The sequence below is a fragment of the Streptomyces sp. NPDC000410 genome (genome assembly GCF_040300305.1).
Taxonomy (GTDB): domain Bacteria; phylum Actinomycetota; class Actinomycetes; order Streptomycetales; family Streptomycetaceae; genus Streptomyces.
This window is the reverse complement of sequence record NZ_JBEPDM010000051.1, coordinates 26,242-46,867: the sequence shown is the minus strand read 5'-3', so window position 1 is coordinate 46,867 and position 20,626 is coordinate 26,242. Positions and strand designations below refer to the sequence as shown.

Below are 20,626 nucleotides of genomic sequence, written 5' to 3'. Positions count from 1 at the left end.
CCCCCCAGGCCATGCGTTCGACAGGGGGAGAAAGTCATGCCAACTCCGGAGGCCGGGCGCCCCATTGCGGGACCACCAAGAAGGTAATGGGGAGGGGGGTGGGGGCGGCTCGGGCCGGGGGCGCCTGCGGCGGGCTTCTCTCCCCGCCCCACCCCTTCCCGAACTGGGGCAAGCCCCCAGACCCCGTACCGCCCTTCGGGCGGTGTCCTCAAACGCCGGACGGGCTGGCAGTGGGGGCTCAGCCCCACACTCCAGCCCCGCCGGCGTTTGAGGCGCGGGGGTTCGGGGGCAGAGCCCCCGATTCGGGATGGGGGTACCTCCCAGGCGAAGCTCTGGGGGAGGGCAGGGTGGGGAAAGAAGCCCGCCGCAGGCGCCGCCCCACACCCGCGCCCGACGCGGGCGTCAAGAACCAGCCGGCCCCGCGAGGCCCTTCGCGCGGTAGTCGCCCGGCGTCGTGCCGAACCACTTGCGGAAGGCGAGGTGGAAGCCCACCGCGCTCCGGTAGCCCACCCGCCCCGGCACCGCCCCCTGCGGCACCGATGTCTCCGACAGCAGCCGCGCCGCCTCCTGCATCCGGCGGCCGGTCAGGTGGCGGGCCGGGGACTCGCCGACCAGGGTGCGGAAGGCGGCGGTGAGGGCCGAGCGGGACATGCCCGCCTCGCGGGCCAGCGATTCGACGGTCCACGGCTCCGCGAACCGGGTCGCGACGATCACCAGGGCCTTGCTGACACCGGCGTGCCGGAGGGCCGGGAGAGCGGCGGGGTTGTCGGCCAGTTCGCGCAGCAGCGGGCGCAGGGCCAGTACGAACGCCATCTCGAAGGCGCGCAGGGTGATGAGCCGATCGCCGGGGCCGGCCGGGCGCCCCGAGGACAGCAGTCGCAGCGTGTCGCGCAGCAGCGGCTCGTCGTCGACCTGGCGGCGGTCGAGGACGAGCGCCCAGGGCAGCGCCCCGTACAGCCCGGTGGCGGCGCCGGCGTCGTAGTGCAGTCCGGCGCAGAGCAGCCGGCTCTCGGGGCCGTCGCCGCCGATGCGGATCGCGCCCGAGGTGCCGGGGCGGCGTTCGGGCAGGACGGCCCGGAGCGGCACGCCCCGGCGTTCGGGCCGGTCGGCGAGCCGGTGGGCGGTGCCAGTGGGGAAGACGGCCAGGTCTCCGGCGCGCAGCTCCAGCGGGGTGCGGCCATCGGCTCCGACCCAGCAGTGGCCGTCGACGACGTAGTGCAGCACGGCGCAGCTCTGCTCGGCGTCGCCCTCGATCGCCCAGGGGGCGTTCACGTGCCAGCGGCTGTCGAAGACCCCGGTGAGGCGCAGAGGTTTCAGCAACTCGCTGACGAGGTCCTCCATGACGAGGTCATCCATGGACGAATCCTCAACCTCCGCGCCCGTTTGTTAATTGATGCGCCGACGCCCACGTCCGCAGTCTGGAAGTGGCACGAACACCCTAACGAAGGGCCCTTACACACATGTCCGGTCACAGCCCCATGCGGGTGGCGGTCGTCGGAGCGACCGGCTACCAGGGCGGCGCCGTCGCCCGTCTGCTCACCGAGCGCGGCCACCAGGTCCGTACGCTGACCCGCAGGCCCCCGGAGGGCCGCCCCGACCTCACGCGCCTCACCTACGTCCCCGGTGACCTGGCCGACCCGCACGCCGTGCGCGATCTGCTGGCGGGCGCCACGCACGCCTCGGTGGTGATGCCGCTCGAGTACGACCCGGTGAGGATCCGCAGGTACGCGCGGAACCTGGCGGAGGCGGCGCTCGCGGCGGGGATCGTCCGGCTGGTCCACAACGCCAACACGCGCATTCCTGCGGAGATCACCGGCGTCGCCGCGTTCGAGACGCGGCGACTGGCGGAGTCCGTGCTCCGGAAGCGGCTGTGGAACAGCCCGGTGGAGCTGGTGGTGCTGCGCCCGCCGGTCTATCTGGACAACCTGTTCAGCCCGTGGAACGGCCCGGCGCTGGTGCGGGACGGCACGCTCGCCTACCCGCTGCCCGCCGACACCCCCGTCGCCTGGCTCTCGCACCGGGACCTCCCGGAGGCGGTGTGCGCGGCGCTCACCGTGCCGGACGCGGCGGGCCGTACGTACGACATCGGCGGGGCGCGCACGGTCACGGGAGCCGAGCTCGCGGCGGCGTTCGGGACGGGATTGGGCCGCGACGTGCGCTACGTACCGCTCCCCGCGGATGCCTTCGAGCACGCCCTCGCGCGGGTCGTCGGCGCGGACGCGGCGGCCGGAGTGGCCGGGATCTACCACTACATGGCCAGTGGCGGGGCGAGCCAGGATCTGCTGGCAGGGGACGGCGGTATCTCGGCGGACGCCCTCGCGCTGCGGCCGGAGCCGGTCGAGTCGTGGGTGTCGCGTATGCCGTGGCAGGTGTGGGCGGACGAGGTGGCGGCCGCACGGGACTGACACCGGGACCGACACGTGAGCTGACACGTGAACCGACATGACTGATTCCGGACCCTCATGCGCTCTTGTGGTGATTCGTTCCGCACGAGAGGCTGCCGATGACGAGCGGGAGACGAGAGGGAGGGGAACCGGACTCATGAGACCGAGGACCGCCACAGCCGGATCGACCTGTCCGCCCTGGGGCACGGGCTCCCCGAACCGGCTGCTGCGGGTGACCGGCTGACCCCTGCACCAGCCACCAAAACCGGCCCCGCCGCCACCACCGACGCGGGGCCGGTTCCTCGTTTCCGTACGGGGGCGCTCCAAGTCCTTGCGCGCCCGCCCGCGCACTACTAGGTACAGAACCACCGGATTGCCCCCCGTCCGAGCCTGGGAAGGCTCCCCCCTGGAGTTGAGCCCGACAGAGCGAGCCCCACAGAGCAAGCCGACAGAGCGAGCCCCACAGAGTGAGCCTCTTCCATTCGAGTCCATTCGAGTGAACGCGGACAGGAGCGGCCATGCCCGCAGCCCGCCAGCAGTCGACGGAGCAGTTACAAAGAACGTCCACACCCCGTGCAGCGAAACCGCCCGCTCGACCCGCCATGCCCGTACAGCCCCCAGGTGATGCCGTGAACCCGCTGATTGGCCGCATTCCCGTTTCGGACGTACACCCGCTCGTCGAGTGCGGCCGAAGGCCCGCGAAGGCGGTGGCCGGCGAGACGTTCCGGATCACCGCCACCGTCTTCCGCGAAGGACATGACGCGGTCGCCGCCAATGTCGTCCTGCGCGGCCCCGGCGGGCGCAAGGGGCCTTGGACGCCGATGCGCGAGCTCGCCCCCGGTACCGACCGCTGGGGCGCCGATGTCACTCCCGACGCCGAAGGGCGCTGGACGTACGGCGTCGAGGCCTGGAGCGATCCTCTGGCCACCTGGCGCCACCATGCCGAGATCAAGATCCCGGCCGGGATCGACACCGCGCTCGTGCTCGCCGAGGGCGCGGAGCTGTACGAGCGGGCCTCGGCCGGGGTGCCGAAGAAGGGCGGTGGCAGGGAGGCGGTGCTCGCCGTGGCCGACGCGCTGCGCGACGAGAGCCGTACGCCCGCCGAGAGACTGGCCGCGACCCTCGCCCCCAAGGTGGTGGCCGCGCTCTCCCGCTATCCGCTGCGCGAACTGGTCACGGCCTCGCCCTCGTTGCCGCTCCAGGTGGAGCGCCCGCGCGCGCTGTTCGGGTCGTGGTACGAGTTCTTCCCGCGCTCCGAGGGCGCCACAATCAAGCGCGGCAAGCCGGTCTCCGGGACCTTCAGGACCGCCGCGCAGCGCCTCGCGGCCATCGCCGCGATGGGCTTCGACGTCGTCTACCTGCCGCCGATCCACCCCATCGGCACGACCCACCGCAAGGGCCCCAACAACGCCCTGACGGCGGGCCGGCACGATGTCGGCGTCCCCTGGGCGATCGGCTCGCCCGAGGGCGGCCACGACGCGGTCCACCCGGAGCTCGGCACCCTCGACGACTTCGACGAGTTCGTGCGCCGCGCCCGCGATCTGCGTCTGGAGGTGGCCCTGGACTTCGCTCTCCAGTGCTCCCCCGACCACCCGTGGGTGCAGAAGCACCCCGAGTGGTTCCACCACCGCGCCGACGGCACGATCGCGTACGCCGAGAATCCGCCGAAGAAGTACCAGGACATCTACCCGATCGCCTTCGACCAGGACATGAAGGGCCTGGTGGCGGAGACCCTGCGGGTGCTGCGGCACTGGATGGACCACGGCGTGCGGATCTTCCGTGTCGACAATCCGCACACCAAGCCGGTGGTCTTCTGGGAGAAGGTGATCGGCGAGATCAACCGCACCGATCCCGATGTCATCTTCCTGGCGGAGGCGTTCACCCGCCCCGCGATGATGCACACGCTCGCCAAGGCCGGCTTCCAGCAGTCGTACACGTACTTCACCTGGCGCAACACCAAGCAGGAGCTGACCGACTATCTGACCGAGCTGTCCGGCGAGGCCGCGTCGTACATGCGGCCCAACCTCTTCGTCAACACGCCGGACATCCTGCACGCCTGTCTTCAGGAGGGCGGCCGTCCGGCCTTCGAGGCGCGGGCCGTGCTCGCCTCGACCCTCTCCCCCACCTGGGGCGTGTACGCCGGGTACGAGCTGTGCGAGAACACTCCACTGAAGCCGGGCAGCGAGGAGTACCTGGACTCGGAGAAGTACCAACTGCGGCCCCGTGACTGGGAGTCGGCGGAGCGCGAGGGGCGCAGCATCGCCCCGCTGATCACCGCGCTGAACCGGATCAGGCGCCGCAACCCCGCGCTCCAGCAGCTGCGGGATCTCCACTTCCACCACGCGGACAACGACTCCGTCATCGCCTACAGCAAGCGATCGGGTTCGAACATCGTTCTGGTGGTCGTCAATCTCGACCCCCACCACACCCAGGAGGCGACGGTCTCGTTTGACATGCCGGAGCTCGGCCTCGACTGGCACGAGACCGTACCGGTGCGCGATGAGCTCACCGGCGAGACCTATCACTGGGGCAGGGCCAACTATGTGCGCCTCGAGCCTGGCGTCACGCCTGCGCACATCGTCGTCCTGCGACCGTCCCCGCCGATCGGAGGGTCACCCACATCATGATCGTCAACGAGCCCGTCCACGACCTCTTCGAGGACACCCCCGCCAAGGACCGGGACCCCGACTGGTTCAAACGCGCCGTGTTCTACGAAGTGCTCGTACGGTCCTTCCAGGACAGCAACGGCGACGGCGTCGGCGACCTCAGGGGCATCACCGCCAAGCTCGACTATCTGCAGTGGCTGGGCGTCGACTGCCTGTGGCTGCCCCCCTTCTTCAAGTCGCCGTTGCGTGACGGCGGTTACGACGTCTCCGACTACACCTCCGTGCTCCCCGAATTCGGCGACCTCGCGGACTTCGTGGAATTCGTGGACTCCGCGCACCAGCGCGGAATGCGGGTCATCATCGACTTCGTCATGAACCACACCAGCGACCAGCACCCGTGGTTCCAGGAGTCCCGCAAGGATCCCAGCGGCCCGTACGGCGACTACTACGTCTGGGCCGACGACGACAAGCAGTATCCGGACGCGCGGATCATCTTCGTCGACACGGAGACCTCGAACTGGACCTTCGACCCGGTCCGCAAGCAGTACTACTGGCACCGCTTCTTCTCCCACCAGCCGGATCTCAACTACGAGAACCCGGCCGTGCAGGAGGAGATCATCTCGGCGCTGCGCTTCTGGCTGGACCTCGGCATCGACGGCTTCCGGCTGGACGCCGTGCCCTACCTCTACCAGGAGGAGGGCACCAACTGCGAAAACCTTCCGGCAACGCACCAGTTCCTGAAGCGGGTCCGCAAGGAGATCGACGCCCACTACCCGGACACGGTCCTGCTGGCCGAGGCCAACCAGTGGCCGGAGGACGTCGTCGACTACTTCGGCGACTTCCCGGCGGGCGGCGACGAATGCCATATGGCGTTCCACTTCCCGGTGATGCCGCGGATCTTCATGGCGGTGCGCAGGGAGTCGCGCTATCCGGTCTCCGAGATCCTGGCCAAGACCCCGGAGAAGCCGGCGAACTGCCAGTGGGGCATCTTCCTGCGCAACCACGACGAGCTGACGCTCGAAATGGTCACCGACGAAGAGCGCGACTACATGTACGCGGAGTACGCCAAGGATCCCCGGATGCGCGCCAACATCGGCATCCGGCGGCGCCTCGCCCCGCTGCTCGACAACGACCGCAACCAGATCGAGCTGTTCACCGCGCTGCTGCTGTCGCTGCCCGGTTCGCCGATCCTCTACTACGGCGACGAGATCGGGATGGGCGACAACATCTGGCTGGGCGACCGGGACGCCGTACGGACCCCGATGCAATGGACCCCGGACCGCAACGCGGGCTTCTCGTCGTGCGATCCCGGCCGGCTGTATCTGCCGACCATCATGGATCCGGTCTACGGCTACCAGGTCACCAATGTGGAGGCGGCGATGGCGTCGCCGTCGTCGCTGCTGCACTGGACCCGGCGGATGATCGAGATCCGTAAGCAGAACCCCGCTTTCGGGCTGGGCTCGTACACCGAACTGCCGTCGTCCAACCCGGCGGTGCTGGCGTTCCTCCGCGAGTACAAGGACGACCTCGTCCTGTGCGTGAACAACTTCTCGCGGTTCGCCCAGCCCACGGAGCTGGATCTGCGGGCCTTCAACGGCCGTCACCCGGTGGAGCTGATCGGCGGGGTGCGGTTCCCGGCGATCGGTGAGTGGCCGTACCTGCTGACGCTGGCGGGGCACGGTTTCTACTGGTTCCGGCTGCGCAAGGAGGCCGCGCCCAAGGAGACCGTGGTGAACGGGACCGTGCGGAAGGAATCCGCGAAGCCGGCGAGGACGGCGGAGCGGGCGCGGGTCGCGCGGGCGTAATCCGGCACATGCCAGCTCGTGTGCGGGGCGGTTGTCACCGCCCCGCACGGGGCACGCTCCCCCTCATATCGAGATTCCGTACCGATTCCGTACGGAGCCCGTACGGATCATCCTCAGCCGACACTCCCCCTGCCTTCGGCGGGAGGACCCCCACGCACAGCCCGGACAGCCTGTATTGTCGCAATCCGGGACACTCTTCGCATCCTGTGGTGTGCCCGGGGAAAGGACGCGATGCCATGTCGGAGGCTGCATCCACCCGCACCCCCGTGGCTCTGCTTCCCTCGCTCACCCCGCTGCTGCACGAATGGCTGCCCCGGCAGCGGTGGTTCGCGGGCAAGGGACGCCCGGTCGCCGGCTTCCTGCTGGTCTCGGCCGCCGAACTGCTGCCGGTCGACTCGACAGGTCCCGGTCTGCTGCATCTGCTCGTCCGTGTCCAGCAGCCCGGACCGGCGGGCGGCAAGGGCGCGAGCACGAAAGCCACCACCCGGGAGACCGCCGACTGCTACCAGCTGCTCCTCGGCGTACGCACCACCCTGCCGCCGCATCTCGCCTCCGCGCTGATCGGCCGCGTCACGTCGGGACCGCTGGCCGGCCGGGCCGTCTACGAGGGGCTGCACGACCCCCGGCTCGCCGCCCTGCTGCTGGAGCGGCTGCGAACCCCCGGCCGGTTCGGGCCGCTGCGCTTCGACCGGGCGGCGCCGGTGCGGGGCGGACTGCCCGCCCGGGTGCTGGACGCCGAGCAGTCCAACTCCTCGCTGGTGTACGGGGATTCGTACATTCTGAAAATCTTCCGCCGGGTGTATCCGGGCATCAACCCCGATCTGGAGCTGCCGCTCGCGCTCGCGCGGGCGGGCTGCGACCGGGTGCCCGCGCCCGTCGCCTGGTACGAGTCCGACGCGCCCGAACCGTGCACCCTGGGTGTCCTCCAGCCGTATCTGCGCGGTTCGCAGGACGGCTGGCAGCTGGCACTGAAGGCCCTCGCCGACGGTCGGGACTTCACCGGCGAGGCGCGCGCGCTGGGGCGCGCCACCGCCGAGGTGCACACCGCGCTGGCCGCCGCCCTGCCGACCGTCTCGCTCGGCCGCCCGCAGACCGAACACCTGGCGACCGCGATGAACGAGCGCCTGGACGCCGCCGTACGGGCCGTGCCCGCACTGCTGCCGTACGTACGAGGACTGCGCACCGCCTTCGACGCGATCGCCGACGCGGGGCCGGGCGGCGCCGGGCGCGCACAGCGCGGCCAGCACAGCCAGCGCATCCACGGCGATCTGCACCTCGGCCAGGCCCTGCGCACCCCGGACGGCAGCTGGTCGGTCATCGACTTCGAGGGCGAGCCGGCCCGTCCGCTCGCCGAGCGCCGCCGGGTGCAGCCGCCCGTCCGGGACATCGCGGGCATGCTGCGCTCCTTCGACTACGCGGCCCACTCGCACCGCCCCTGGAACCCCGCCTGGGCGGCGCGCTGCCGGGCGGCGTACTGCGAGGGGTACGCGGATGCCTCGGGCACCGATCCACGGGCCGAGCCGGAACTGCTGCGCGCCTACGAGACGGACAAGGCGGTCTACGAGGTCGTGTACGAGGCCCGGCACCGGCCGGACTGGCTGCCGGTCCCGATGTCGGCGATCCAGAGGCTTGCCCTTCCGGGGGGCTGACGCGCCCCGGACCCCGTGACCGCACCCCCGACACCCCGCCAAGGAGGCCGCCCCCGTGACCGCCCGCAAGCCTGCCGCCAAACCCCCCACCCCCTCCGCCCGTACCAAGGACGCCGCCGCCAAGGACACCCGTCATGGCGTACGACCGGCCGAGCCCCTCGACGGCGCCGACCGGGAGCGGCTGCTCAGCGGCGCGCACCACGACCCGCACGCACTGCTCGGCGCGCACTCGGTGCGCGGCGGACTGCTGTTCCGGGTGCTGCGCCCGTACGCGCTGTCGGTGACGGTCATCGCCAAGGGGCTGCGCGCGGAGCTGCACGACGAGGGGGACGGCTTCTTCGCCGCCGTACTGCCGCTGCGCAAGGTCCCCGAGTACGCGTTGCAGGTGGCGTACGAGGACGCGACGCTCGAGTTCGCGGACCCGTACCGGTTCCTGCCCGCGCTCGGCGATCTCGATCTGCACCTGGTCGGCGAGGGCCGCCACGAGGAGCTGTGGCAGGCGCTCGGCGCCCGGCCGATGACGCACCAGGGAGTGACCGGCACCCGCTTCACGGTCTGGGCGCCCAACGCCCGGGGGGTGCGGCTCGTCGGGGACTTCAACTACTGGGACGGCACGGCCCACGCGCTGCGCTCGCTCGGCGGGAGCGGGGTGTGGGAGCTGTTCGTGCCGGGTGTGGGCGAGGGCGCGCTCTACAAGTTCGACATCACCCGGCCCGACGGCTCCCACACCGTGCGCGCGGACCCGATGGCCCGCCGCACCGAGGTGCCGCCGGCCACGGCGTCGGTCGTGACGGAGGCGCACCACGAGTGGCACGACGAGGAGTGGATGGCGCACCGCGCCGACCGTCCCGTCCACGAGTCGCCGGTCTCGGTCTACGAGGTGCACCTGCCGTCCTGGCGGCCTGGCCTGACGTACCGCGAGCTGGCGGTCCAACTCCCGGCCTACGTCCGGGAGCTCGGGTTCACGCACGTCGAGCTGATGCCGGTCGCCGAGCACCCGTTCGGGGGCTCGTGGGGGTATCAGGTCACCGGCTTCTACGCGCCGACGTCCCGGATGGGCACCCCCGACGACTTCCGGCACCTGGTCGACGCGCTGCACCGGGCCGGCATCGGCGTGATCATGGACTGGGTGCCGGCGCACTTCCCCCGCGACGACTGGGCGCTGGCGGAGTTCGACGGGCGTCCGCTGTACGAGCACTCCGACCCGGCCAGGGCGGCGCACCCCGACTGGGGGACGCTGGAGTTCGACTACGGCCGCAAGGAGGTCCGCAACTTCCTGGTCGCCAACGCCGTCTACTGGTGCGAGGAGTTCCACATCGACGGGCTGCGGGTGGACGCGGTCGCCTCGATGCTGTATCTCGACTACTCGCGCGAGCACGGCGCATGGTCCCCGAACGAGCACGGCGGCCGGGAGAACCTGGACGCGGTCGCCTTCCTCCAGGAGATGAACGCCACGGTCTACCGGCGCTGCCCCGGCGTGGTCACCATCGCCGAGGAGTCCACCGCCTGGGACGGGGTCACCCGGGCCACCCACCATGTCGGGCCCGGCGGCTTCGGCGGTCTCGGCTTCGGCCTGAAGTGGAACATGGGCTGGATGCACGACTCGCTGGTCTACGTGTCGAAGGAGCCGGTGCACCGCAAGTACCACCACAACGAGATGACCTTCTCGATGGTGTACGCGTACAGCGAGAACTACGTCCTGCCGATCTCGCACGACGAGGTGGTGCACGGCAAGCAGGCCCTGGTGTCGAAGATGCCCGGCGACTGGTGGCAGCGGCGCGCCAACCACCGGGCGTACCTCGGTTTCATGTGGGCGCACCCCGGCAAGCAACTGCTCTTCATGGGGCAGGAGTTCGCGCAGGGTGCCGAGTGGTCGCACGAGCACGGCCCCGAGTGGTGGCTGATGGACGAGACGTACCACTCGGCGGGGGACCACCGGGGCGTGCGTGACCTGGTGCGCGAGCTGAACCGGGTCTACGCCGTGACGCCCGCGCTGTGGCAGCGGGACACCGTTCCCGAGGGCTTCGCGTGGGTCGACGGCGGGGCCGCCGAGGACAACGTCTTCGCCTTCCTCCGGTTCGACGCCCAGGGTGCCCCGCTGCTGGCGGTGTCGAACTTCTCCCCCGTCGTCCGGGAGGAGTACCGGCTGGGGGTCCCCTCCACCGTCCCCGTCTGGGCGGAGGTGCTCAACACGGACGCGGCCCGGTTCGGCGGCGGTGACGTGGGCAACCCCGACCCGCTGAAGCCGGAGTCGGTCGCCGCCCACGGTCACCGCACGAGCGTCGAGCTCACTCTGCCGCCGCTGGCGACGGTGTGGCTGAAGCCGGCGTGATCACGCCGAGCCGCTGGGTGGCCCGGGTCAGCGCCACATAGAGGTCGTTGGCGCTCATCCGGTCCGGGTCGACGACGAGGACCGTGTCGAACTCCAGGCCCTTGGCCTGGCGCGGGTCGAGCAGGACGACGGGCCGGGACAGATCCAGTGGCCCGTCGTCCCAGAGGGCGGGGTGCAGCTCGCGGGGCGCGATGACCGCGAGCCGCCCCTCGGCCGGGGCCTCGGCGCGCGCGAGCCGGGCCACCTCGGCCAGCGGGAGCGTGCTCTCCCAGGGCCGTACGCCCGTCGAACGGATGGAGCGCGGCGGGGTGAACGCCGGGTCGGTGGCTCGGCGGCGCTCGGACGCGTAGTCCATGATCTCCGCGGGCGTACGGTAGTTGACGCCGAGCCGGGCGAGCTCCCAGCGGTCGCCGACGTACGGCTCCAGGATCTCCTTCCAGGAGGCGCATCCCGCCGGGTCGGCGGTCTGGGCCGGGTCGCCGACGAGGGTCATGGAGCGGGTCGGGGCGCGGCGCATCAGCAGCCGCCAGGCCATCGCCGACAGCTCCTGCGCCTCGTCGACGATGATGTGGCCGAACGCCCAGGTCCGGTCGGCGGCGGCGCGTTCGGCGGCGCTGCGGTGATCGGCCTCCTCCTGACGCTCGGCGAAGCGTTCGGCGTCGATGATGTCGTGCGCGGCGAGGACCTCGGAATCCTCGTCGTGCTTGTCCTCGAACTCGTAGGTCCGGGACGCGTACGAGACGTCCAGTACGCCCTGCGCGTAGGCGATCTGCCGCGCCCGCTCGGCCTCGGCGGCGGCGAGGGCGGCGGAGTCGTCGTGGCCGAGGAGTTCGGCGGTCTCGTCGAGGAGGGGTACGTCGGCGGGCGTCCACGGTCCGCCCGCGCGACGCCGGATCAGCTCCGCGTCCAGGTCCGCCAGATGGGTCGGGTCCTCCAGGTAGTCCGCGAGGAACTCCTGGGGGGCGAGCGGGGGCCAGAGCGAGGTGATGGCGGCGTGGACGTCAGGGCTGGCGGCGATGGCCTTGCCGAGCTGGGCGATGTCGTCGGGCCCGAGGAAGTTCGGTCCGCCGTACGGGTCGGCGCCGATGCGGTCGGCGAGCTGGGTCGTCAGATCGTCGATGATCCGGAAGGCGAAGGTGGGCAGGGCGAGGTTGTGCGGCAGCCCGGTCTCGCGGGCCTTGTGCCGCGCCTCGACGGCCATGTCCCAGTCGAGGACCAGGTCCCCGTCGTCGTGCGCGATGACGAGCGGCTCGTCCTTCTCGGGCACCCGCTGCCGGTCGCGTACGGCTTCGGCGAGGGCACCGGCCATCTCCGCCCTTCCCTTGACCTCGGCGGCGGCGGGCGTGTCGGTGCCGGTGGCGTGGACGCCGGGGAACAGCTCGCCGACGGTCGCCAGGAGCACTCCCGTCTCACCGAGCGAGGGCAGCACCTCGCCGATGTACCCGAGGAAGGTGGGGTTGGGGCCGACGATCAGGACGGCCCGCTTGGCGAGCTGCTCGCGGTGCGCGTACAGCAGATAGGCGGCCCGGTGCAGCGCGACGGCCGTCTTCCCGGTCCCCGGCCCGCCCTCGACGACGAGCACTCCGCGCTGCGGGGCGCGGATGATGCGGTCCTGCTCGGCCTGGATGGTCGAGACGATGTCCCCCATCCGGCCGGTGCGCGCGCTGTTCAGCGCGGCGAGGAGCACCTCGTCGGCGTCGTGGGACTCGTATCCGGTGCGGGTGGGGTCGTTGAGATCCATGATCTCGTCGTGCAGCCCGGTGACCGTGCGGCCCTCGGTGGTGATGTGCCGCCGGCGCCGCAGCCCCATCGGTTCGTAACCGGTCGCGAGATAGAACGGCCGCGCGACCCGGGCCCGCCAGTCGATGAGCAGCGGGGTGCGTTCGGCGTCGTCCCGCCGGATTCCGGTGCGCCCGATGTGGTGCGTCGTGCCGTCGCGCCGGTCGATCCGCCCGAAGACCAGTCCGCTGTCGGCGGCATTCAGCGCGGCGAGCGTCGCGGAGTGCTCGATGACGGCGACATCGCGCTCGACGCGTGCCTGGCGGCCGGTGCCGTTCTGCCCGACGGCGCCCTGTACCGCGGCCTCGGCCTCGGCCCTGAGCTGGTCGAGCCGCTCATGGACGAGGGAGACGAATTGTTGTTCCTGCCGCAATTCCTCGGTTGACAATTCAGCTCCTGACGCGATACAGTGCGTTTATTGAATTTCTCCGCGCTTTACTGCAGGCTTCACCTGCGCGCGGATAGCAACTATCAAATATACGCGAATAAATACCCCGACCGTCAATTCGGTCGGGGGTTTTTGTTTGCGTAGGGCATGCCGGGCATGCGGGCGTGATCACGGAGGGACTCATGGCGGGTCGGGCGGCGGAGTTGCTGCGGGCCTGTGGCGCGGCGGGGTTGGAACACCCCGGTGGGACCCTGCTCGCCCATCTGGAGCGGGTGCGGGAGCGGCTCGCCTGGTGGGGAGCGCGGCCCGAGCTCCAGCTTGCCGGGCTGTGCCACGCCTTCTACGGGACCGACGGTTTCAGCACCTCGCTGCTGCCGCTGGAGCGGCGCGGCGAACTGGCCGCCGCCATCGGGGAGGAGGCGGAAGCACTCGTGTACTTCTACGCGAGCTGCGACCGCGAGCTCTCGTACGCCACGCTGGCCCAGGACGACGCCGTCTTCCGCGACCGGTTCACGGGCGAGACGTTCACGCCTACCCTGCGGCAACGGCAGGAATTCGCCGAACTGACCGCCGCGAACGAGCTCGACCTCGCGGAGGTCAACGACGCGTTCCGGACCGAGTGGGGCGGCCGGCTCCTCATGCTCTTCGCCCGCTTCGCACCCCTGCTGAGCGAGTCGGCGCGCAAGGACCTCCGTACCGGTCTCGACCCCGGCATCGAGGCCCGCACCGCCTTCCTCCAGGGGCTGGAGCCGGGTGAGGTCCGGCGCGGGGTCGTGTCCGGCACGGAGAGCTTCGGCGTGTTCGTGGAGCTGGGCGGCGGGAAGGACGGCTTCATCAACTGCGCCGAACTGACCTGGTCGTCCGAGTACTTCGCCCATACGTCCGAGCTGCTGAGCGTCGGCCAGGAGGTCACCGCCACCGTGCTCGAGATCAACTGGACGCGCGTCGAGGCCGAGCTGTCCCTCAAGGACCTGGAACCGGACCCGATGCGGGAGTTCGCCCGCAGCCAGCTGGGCCGGATCGTGCCCGGGGTGGTCATCACCAAGCGCGCGCCGATCGGGACCTTCGTGCGCATGCGGGACGGGATGGTGGGTCTCGTCCCCGTGGCCGACCTGGCGGAACGGGAGCCGCAGGTCGGCGACGAGGTGAGCGTCGAGGTCGTCGGCGTGAACATCAACCGCCGCCAGATCACGCTCGCGCTGCGCTGACGGCGCGCACGGAGACGTCCCGCGGGCCTCGGACGGGCCGCGGGACGTCTCCGTGGTCTCGGCGGTTCAGTTGTGGACGCCCGGCGGTTCAGTTGGCGACGCCCCGCTTGAAGGCCGACTTCGCCCAGACGTAGCCGAGCAGGGCCAGCCCGGTGCACCAGACCAGCGAGATCCAGCCGCTGTTGCCGATCTCGGTGCCCATCAGCAGGCCCCGGACGGTCTCGTTGGTCGGGGTGAAGGGCTGGTGGTCGGCGAACACGCGCATCCAGGACGGCATGGTGTCGGTGGGGACGATGGCGCTGCCCAGGAACGGGAGGAGGGTGATCGGCATAGGCAGGTTCGAGGCGGACTCGACGGTCTTGGCGACCAGCCCCATGGCCGCCGAGATCCAGGTCAGGGCGAAGGCGAGGAAGGCGAGGAGACCGGTGGCCGCCAGCCACTCCACGGCGGTGGCGTCGGGACGGAACCCGATGGCGAGGGCGACGGCGGTGACCACGGCCGTGCCGAGGGCGGTCTGGACGAGGTTGGAGAGGACGTGTCCGGTGAGGAAGGAGGCGTGGGACATCGGCATGGTCCGGAAGCGGTTGACGATGCCTTCCGTCTTGTCCATGCAGACGCCGAGCGCGGCACCGATGGAGCCGGTGGCGACGGTCATCAGGATGATCCCCGGAGCGATGTAGTCGATGTAGTCGCCCTCGAGCTGGGGCCCCTGGATTCCCGCCCCGAGCGCACCGCCGAAGGCGTAGGTGAAGAGCAGGAGAAAGAGGACCGGCATCATGATGATGGTCATGACCACGGACGGGTAGCGCACGGCGCGCTTGATGTTCCGGCGGAACATGGTGACGGAGTCACGGGCGGCGTAGGCGAGGCTGCTCATCGGGAGATCTCCTGCTTCTCGGAGCCGGTCAGGGTGAGGAAGACGTCGTCGAGGTCCGGAGTGTGCTGGGAGAGGGCCTCGGGGGTGATGCCGGCGCCGTCGAGGATGTCCAGCACGGCGCGGAGGGTGGGCACGGTGCCGTCGGAGGGGATCTGGAGGGTGAGTTCCTCGTCGTTGCGGCCGGTGGCGGCGAGGTGGGTGGCGGCCAGGTCCAGGGTCGCCGCGTCGGCGAACTTCAGGGAGATGTGGCCGCCGGGGATCAGGCGCTTGAGCTCGTCGGCGGTGCCTTCGGCGATCAGCTTTCCGCCGTCCAGTACGGCGATACGGTCGGCCAGTTGGTCGGCCTCCTCCAGGTACTGGGTGGTGAGGAAGATCGTCACGCCGTCGTCGGCGACCAGGGAGCGGATGATGTCCCACATGGTGCGGCGGGAACGCGGGTCCAGGCCGGTGGTGGGCTCGTCGAGGAAGATGATGCGCGGGTCGCCGACCAGGGTCATGGCGAGGTCGAGCTTGCGGCGCATACCGCCGGAGTAGGTGGTGACCGGCTTCTTCGCGGCCTCGGTGAGGTCGAAGCGGCGCAGCAGTTCGGCGGAGCGGCGGCGGCCCTCGGCGCGGGGCAGATGATGCAGGTCCGCCATGAGCATCAGGTTCTCCTCGGCGTTGAGGAGGTTGTCGACGGCGGCGAACTGGCCGGTGACGCCGATGATCTTCCGTACGGCATCGGGCTCGCGGCCCACGTCGTACCCGGCGAGCTGGGCGGTTCCGCCGTCGGCGGTGATCAGTGTGGAGAGGATCTGGACGGTGGTGGTCTTGCCGGCGCCGTTGGGGCCGAGCAGGGCGAAGACGCTGCCGGCCGGGATGTCCAGGTCGATGCCGCGCAGGACCTGCTTGTCGCCGTAGGACTTGGTGAGGTTGGTGGCGCGGAGGGAGGCGGGCGCCTGGGTGGCGGTCGCGTGGCGCTTGAGTTGTGATGTGGGCATGACAGATAGCTCCTTGGCGGAGTGGAAGGCAGGAGGCGGTGAGGCGGTGAGGCGGTGAGGTTACGGGCGTGGGCCGCCCTTACGGGTCAGGCGCGGCGGATGTGGATGTCACCGACCGTGGTGCGGGCGCGGAGTTCGACGGTGTCGATGGCGTCGCCGGGGCCGACGGCGTCCGTGAGGGAGTTGCGCAGGGCGCCGACGCCGGTGTGGACGTCGACCCACGCGGCGGTCGTGGCGGGGATGCCGACCTCGATGTTGCCCACGGAGCCGCGCAGGGTGACCTTGCCGCGGGTGATCCGGTCGATGCGGATGGGCCCGTTGGAGGACTTGGCCTCGACGTCGGCGTGAGCGGTGCCCACCTCGATCCGGCCGTTGGCGGCGGAGATCTCCAGCGCGCCGGTGACCTCGTCGAGCTCGGTGTCGCCGTTGCCGTTCTTGACAGTGAGGGTGCCGTCGACGCGGCCGACGGTGACCGGGCCCGCGGCGGTGATCTCGCCGGCCGCGGTGGCGCGTTCGAGGCGGATCGCGCCCAGGTCGTTCCGGAGCCGGACGCCGGCGGCCTCCTCGACGCGGATGTCGCCGACGGAGGACCTCAGACGGGTGTCACCGAACCGGCCGGTGCAGTGGAAGTCACCGACCCCGACGGTGCCCTGGAGCTCGGAGCCGGCCGGCAGGCCGATGAGGACGTCCACGGCGCCCGGCTTGTTGAACGGGGAGCGCCTGCGCGGGGCCTTGACCGTGAGGACCCCGCCCGAGCAGGTCACCGTGGTCTGCTCCGCGTCACGCACATCGTTGTCGGAGGCCGCGTTGGCGGGGAGCACCTCGACCTCGGTGTCGGTGCGGTCGGTGGCGACGATCCGCGCGGTGCCGACCTGGAGGTCGATGACGGCGGTGATCGGCTTGGGGGTGTCGAAGGAAGGCATGGCGATGTTCCCGTCCTGTCGGAATGGGTGACCAAGAAGAGGGGGAAGTGGTGCGGGGCGGGCGTGTGGGCCTGTGGGCCTGTGGGCCTGTGGGCGTCAGCGAACCCAGCCGGTGAAGCCCCGGCCGCCGCGGGCGCGGTCCGCCGCGGCGGCGGGAGCTGCGGCCGGGCGGGCCGCCGGGTCCAGCGCGGCGGCCGTGGCACGGACCAGCCAGGCGTTGACCGAGAGGCCCTCGCGGCCCGCGGCCTCCTCCAGGCGGGCCTTGAGATGGGCCGGCAGGCGGAAGTTGATACGGGCCGAGGCGCCGTCGTCGCCCTCCGGGACCGGGGGCGGGGCGAGCGGCGCGGCCACCTCGGCGCGCGGCGGGGCCTCCTCCTGCACCGGGGCCGGGGGCAGCGTGACCACGAACTCGGGGTCGGCGCCGCGCAGCCGTACGTCGACCGATCCGGGAGCCAGCTCGCGGGTCACCTCGCTCATCGCCGCGGAGAGGGCGGTGAGGAGGGTGAGCCGGGCGGCCGAGTCCAGCGGTGCGGTGAGGCGCTCGGCCAGGGCCCGGGCTTCCTCGCCGCCGGTTTCGGCGGCGACGGCGAGCTCCTGACGGAGGCGGTCGACGTACGGGGTGAGGTCCATGACGCCATCATGGCACACGTATGGCGTCATGGGTAGCCCAGATGGTGCGCGTCGAGGCGAGGAGGGGGGCGGGGCGGGGGCGAACACCACTTGACTCGGCAACAGTAACCGGAGAAACGTGCAGGTCAGAAGCGTTAGCGTCGACCCGTGGCGCCACGGCGGAAAATCTTTGGCGCCATGGCGCGCCACGCGGCGCCAGATGGCGCCATTCGGTGCCACGTGGCAGCGGATGGCGTCATGCGGCGTCCCTCTGCCGGACCGGTGCCGGGGAGACGTGCCACGCCTCAAGGCGTGGCACGTCTTCGGCGGCCGGAGCGCCGGACCTCTTGCCGGCGACGGGGAGGGTCCGGTCCGCCGCCCGGTTCGGGGGCGGCCATGGCTGCCGTCCACGTCCGGGAACGGTGGCCCCGGGGTGCGGTGGGACAGCTCAGCCGCGGCGGGCGAGGGAGAGAAGCGCGCCCGCCGCCAGCAGCGCGGCGAGGGTCGCGTAGCCGTAGGTGAGGGTGGAAGCGGCGGCGACGCCGGCGACGAGCAGGGGGCCGCCCGCGTCGCCGAGTTCACGGCCGAGTTCGGCGGAGCCCATGGTCTGGCCCATGCGCTCTTCCGGCGTCGCGGCCGCCAGAGCCGCGAAGCCGAGCGGGGTGATCAGTCCGGTGCCGGTGCCGATGAGAGCGGCGGCGGCCAGCACGCCGGTCAGGCCGGGCAGCATCGCGGCGGCGAGACCCGCCGCGGTCAGCCCCAGTCCGGCGAGCAGGCCGACGCGGGTGGTCAGGCGCCCGGTGTCCAGGGCGTGGCCCGCCTTGGGCTGCACCACGGCGGCGGTCGCGGCCAGGACGGAGACGGCGGCACCGGTCGCGATGGTGCCGAGCCCGGCCGCGGCGCCGGAGACGGGCAGGAAGCCCACGCCGACGGAGAGCGCGGCGGTGGCGGCGGCAAGGCAGGCGGTGGGCGCGAGGAAGGAGCGGTCGGCCAGGCGCCGGGCGAGGTCGGCGACGGTCTGCCGCTTGCGGGGCAGCGGCGGAACGACGGGCACGGCGAGCGCGGCCCACAGCGCCACGCCGGCCGCGCACAGCGCCATCACCGTGAACAGCAGGCGCAGGCCACCGGCCCAGACCAGAACGCCGCCCAGGAGCGGGCCGAGGGTGTAGCCGATGGACTTGTAGAAGCCGTAACTGCCGAACGCGCGGCCGCGCTTGGCGGCCGGGTTGAGCCGGGCCACCATGGCGGAGGCGGAGGGGGAGAACGCGGAGGCGGCGGCGCCCTGACCGAGGCGGGCCGCCCACAGCCAGCCGGGGCTGTCCGCGACCGCGTAGAGCGCGGAGGCGGCGGCGAAGGCGATCAGGCCGCCCAGGAGGACCGGCTTGCCGCCGATGCGGTCGGCCAGCGAGCCGAAGACCGGCTTGAGAACGACCTCGGCGCCGTCGTACAGGGCGAGCAGTCCGCCCAGGACGAGCAGGGAGGTGACGGCGTCCTCGGAGAAGCCGCCGAGGTTGGCGGCGATGCCGTGCGCGCCGAAGGCGGTGGTGAATCCGGCCGCGTACAGCGGCCACATGGCCCGACGCGGGGCCGCGGATATGGGCTGCTGGGTCATCAGGCGTCCTCACCGGTGGTGTGCAGGGCGGCGAAGACGCGTTCGGCGTAGTCCTCGCACGCGGTGGCGCACCGCCTGAGCCGCGTCGCGGCCTCGGCCGCTTCCGGGGCGCCGAAGACGTCGCGCGCGGTCAGGTCGCGGTGCCAGCGGCGCAGCCGTTCCAGGCTCTGCTCCTCTTCCTCCAGCTCGGCCAGCGTGAACTTGGCGTTGCGGATCTCCTTGGCGATCTCTTCCTCGAACTTGCCGCAGTCCGCCAGGAACTCCGCCCAGTCCGCCGAGCGGGCCGCGTTGAACATCCCCCTGAACCTGGCGGCGTCCTCGGGGGTGCGGCCGGACGCCTGGAGCGTCACGCCCTGTCCGCCCGCGCTGTCGGCCAGGGCCAGGGCACGCCGGACGCCCTCGGCGAAGACCGGCACGTCCGGGACCGCCCAGATGCCCTGCCCCAGCGACAGGGCCCCGATCTTGCGCAGCTCCCGCCACACCGCCACCCGGTGCCGCGACGGCTCCGCGGGCAGCTTGATCACCAGGACCAGCCACGACGTTGCCTGCTCTGCCTCAGTCACGGCCGTGAATGTAGCAGGCGTTACACACCTTCACGTGACCCGCGGACGCGGAGCGGGTCCCGCCATCCCGCCGGGGCCCGCTCCGTACTCATGACGGTTGCGTCGTTCCCGAGGCCGTGGCCGTGTCAGAGCACGTCCTCGAGCTCCTGCAACAGCTTCCGCTTCGGCCGCGCGCCCACCATCGACCTCAGCGGCTCCCCCGCCTTGAAGACCATCAGCGTGGGCGTCGCCAGCACCGCGTACCGGGCCGTGACCTCCGGGTTCGTGTCGACGTCGAGCTGCACGACCTTGAGCCGGTCCGCCTCCTCCCCCGCTATGGCGCTGAGCACCGGATCGAGCTGGCGGCACGGCCCGCACCAGTCCGCGGTGAACTTCACCAGGACCGGGCGGTCCGCGCCCAGCACCTCGTGGTCGAAGTCCGCGTCCGTCACCGACGCGACGCCCTCTGTCTGCATCATCCGTCAACCTCCCCATTCACACTGCGGATCCGGGCCTCCCGGCAGCTCGGCCTCGGCCCGGAGAAGCTGCGCACCGACCTGGTCGCGTACCGTCTGCAGCCGACCGATCAGCTCGTCGAGCTCGGCCAGCTTGCGCCGGTACACGTCCAGCGACGCGGGACACGCGTCCCCCGCCGGGTGACCGGCCCGCAGGCACTCCACGAAGGGCCTGGTCTCCTCCAGCTCGAACCCGAAGTCCTGAAGGGTCCGGATCTGCTGGAGCAGCCGCAGGTCCTCCTCGTCGTACGTGCGGTACCCGTTCACCGAGCGCCGGGCGGGCAGCAGCCCGCGGGACTCGTAGTAGCGCAGAGTCCGCGTGGTCGTGCCCGCCCGCTCCGCCAGCTCGCCGATTCGCATGTCCACGACGGTAAGCCTTGACGTCGGCGTCAAGGCAAAGCGCCTTTCGGGACCCGG

16 protein-coding genes are annotated in these 20,626 nt (G+C 71.5%); 6 read left to right on the top strand and 10 right to left on the bottom strand.

The annotated features are described in order from the left end of the window. Positions 1–402 precede the first annotated feature (402 nt). Complete coding sequence (locus ABT342_RS32030; protein WP_351581601.1) at positions 403–1,356, bottom strand: AraC family transcriptional regulator; 954 nt, start codon at positions 1,354–1,356, stop codon at positions 403–405. Between the two features lie 104 nt (positions 1,357–1,460). On the opposite strand from ABT342_RS32030, the gene ABT342_RS32025 reads away from it, so the two are divergent. The 5 genes from ABT342_RS32025 to glgB all read left to right on the top strand — a co-directional run bounded on the left by ABT342_RS32025 (position 1,461) and on the right by glgB (position 10,776). After that, positions 1,461–2,405 (top strand): SDR family oxidoreductase, encoded by a 945-nt coding sequence (locus ABT342_RS32025; protein WP_351581600.1) that lies wholly within the window; start codon positions 1,461–1,463, stop codon positions 2,403–2,405. A gap of 617 nt (positions 2,406–3,022) precedes the next feature. Further along, the gene (locus ABT342_RS32020) at positions 3,023–5,011 is read left to right on the top strand and encodes an alpha-1,4-glucan--maltose-1-phosphate maltosyltransferase (protein WP_351581604.1); all 1,989 of its coding nucleotides are present in this window, start codon (positions 3,023–3,025) and stop codon (positions 5,009–5,011) included. Beyond that, a complete protein-coding gene (treS, locus tag ABT342_RS32015; RefSeq protein ID WP_351581598.1) occupies positions 5,008–6,795 on the top strand; it encodes a maltose alpha-D-glucosyltransferase in 1,788 nt (595 codons plus the stop codon). Before ABT342_RS32020 ends, treS begins: the two co-directional genes overlap by 4 nt. A 236-nt stretch (positions 6,796–7,031) precedes the next feature. Next, positions 7,032–8,444: a maltokinase N-terminal cap-like domain-containing protein gene (locus tag ABT342_RS32010; protein ID WP_351581596.1), complete on the top strand. Its 1,413-nt coding sequence runs from the start codon at positions 7,032–7,034 to the stop codon at positions 8,442–8,444. A gap of 55 nt (positions 8,445–8,499) precedes the next feature. Then, the gene (gene glgB / locus ABT342_RS32005; RefSeq protein WP_351581594.1) at positions 8,500–10,776 is read left to right on the top strand and encodes a 1,4-alpha-glucan branching enzyme; all 2,277 of its coding nucleotides are present in this window, start codon (positions 8,500–8,502) and stop codon (positions 10,774–10,776) included. Here glgB and ABT342_RS32000 read toward each other — a convergent pair. Continuing rightward, positions 10,733–12,943: a HelD family protein gene (locus tag ABT342_RS32000; protein WP_351581593.1), complete on the bottom strand. Its 2,211-nt coding sequence runs from the start codon at positions 12,941–12,943 to the stop codon at positions 10,733–10,735. The two genes, glgB and ABT342_RS32000, sit on opposite strands and share 44 nt — an antisense overlap. A 182-nt stretch (positions 12,944–13,125) precedes the next feature. Between ABT342_RS32000 and ABT342_RS31995 the strand changes: the two genes are divergently transcribed. Beyond that, on the top strand, positions 13,126–14,151 hold the full coding sequence (locus ABT342_RS31995; RefSeq protein ID WP_351581592.1) for a DUF6817 domain-containing protein: 1,026 nt from the start codon (positions 13,126–13,128) through the stop codon (positions 14,149–14,151). A gap of 88 nt (positions 14,152–14,239) precedes the next feature. On the opposite strand, the gene ABT342_RS31990 is transcribed toward ABT342_RS31995, so the two are convergent. The 8 genes from ABT342_RS31990 to ABT342_RS31955 form a co-directional block, all read right to left on the bottom strand. After that, the gene (locus ABT342_RS31990; RefSeq protein WP_351581590.1) at positions 14,240–15,028 is read right to left on the bottom strand and encodes an ABC transporter permease; all 789 of its coding nucleotides are present in this window, start codon (positions 15,026–15,028) and stop codon (positions 14,240–14,242) included. Next, entirely contained in the window at positions 15,025–16,008 is a 984-nt protein-coding gene (locus ABT342_RS31985) for an ATP-binding cassette domain-containing protein (RefSeq protein WP_351581588.1), read from the bottom strand. The genes ABT342_RS31990 and ABT342_RS31985 overlap by 4 nt, the downstream gene beginning before the upstream one ends. Before the next feature lie 86 nt (positions 16,009–16,094). Beyond that, positions 16,095–16,931: a DUF4097 family beta strand repeat-containing protein gene (locus tag ABT342_RS31980; RefSeq protein WP_351581586.1), complete on the bottom strand. Its 837-nt coding sequence runs from the start codon at positions 16,929–16,931 to the stop codon at positions 16,095–16,097. Between the two features lie 96 nt (positions 16,932–17,027). Then, a complete protein-coding gene (locus ABT342_RS31975; protein ID WP_351581584.1) occupies positions 17,028–17,561 on the bottom strand; it encodes a hypothetical protein in 534 nt (177 codons plus the stop codon). Positions 17,562–17,988: 427 nt separating this feature from the next. Beyond that, entirely contained in the window at positions 17,989–19,113 is a 1,125-nt protein-coding gene (locus ABT342_RS31970; RefSeq protein WP_502965652.1) for an MFS transporter, read from the bottom strand. 38 nt (positions 19,114–19,151) lie between these two features. Continuing rightward, complete coding sequence (locus tag ABT342_RS31965; RefSeq protein ID WP_351581580.1) at positions 19,152–19,715, bottom strand: Chromate resistance protein ChrB; 564 nt, start codon at positions 19,713–19,715, stop codon at positions 19,152–19,154. Positions 19,716–19,840: 125 nt separating this feature from the next. Beyond that, on the bottom strand, positions 19,841–20,173 hold the full coding sequence (gene trxA, locus ABT342_RS31960) for a thioredoxin (protein ID WP_351581577.1): 333 nt from the start codon (positions 20,171–20,173) through the stop codon (positions 19,841–19,843). A 3-nt stretch (positions 20,174–20,176) separates the two neighbouring features. After that, a complete protein-coding gene (locus tag ABT342_RS31955; RefSeq protein WP_351581575.1) occupies positions 20,177–20,569 on the bottom strand; it encodes a MerR family transcriptional regulator in 393 nt (130 codons plus the stop codon). Between the last annotated feature and the right edge of the window lie 57 nt (positions 20,570–20,626).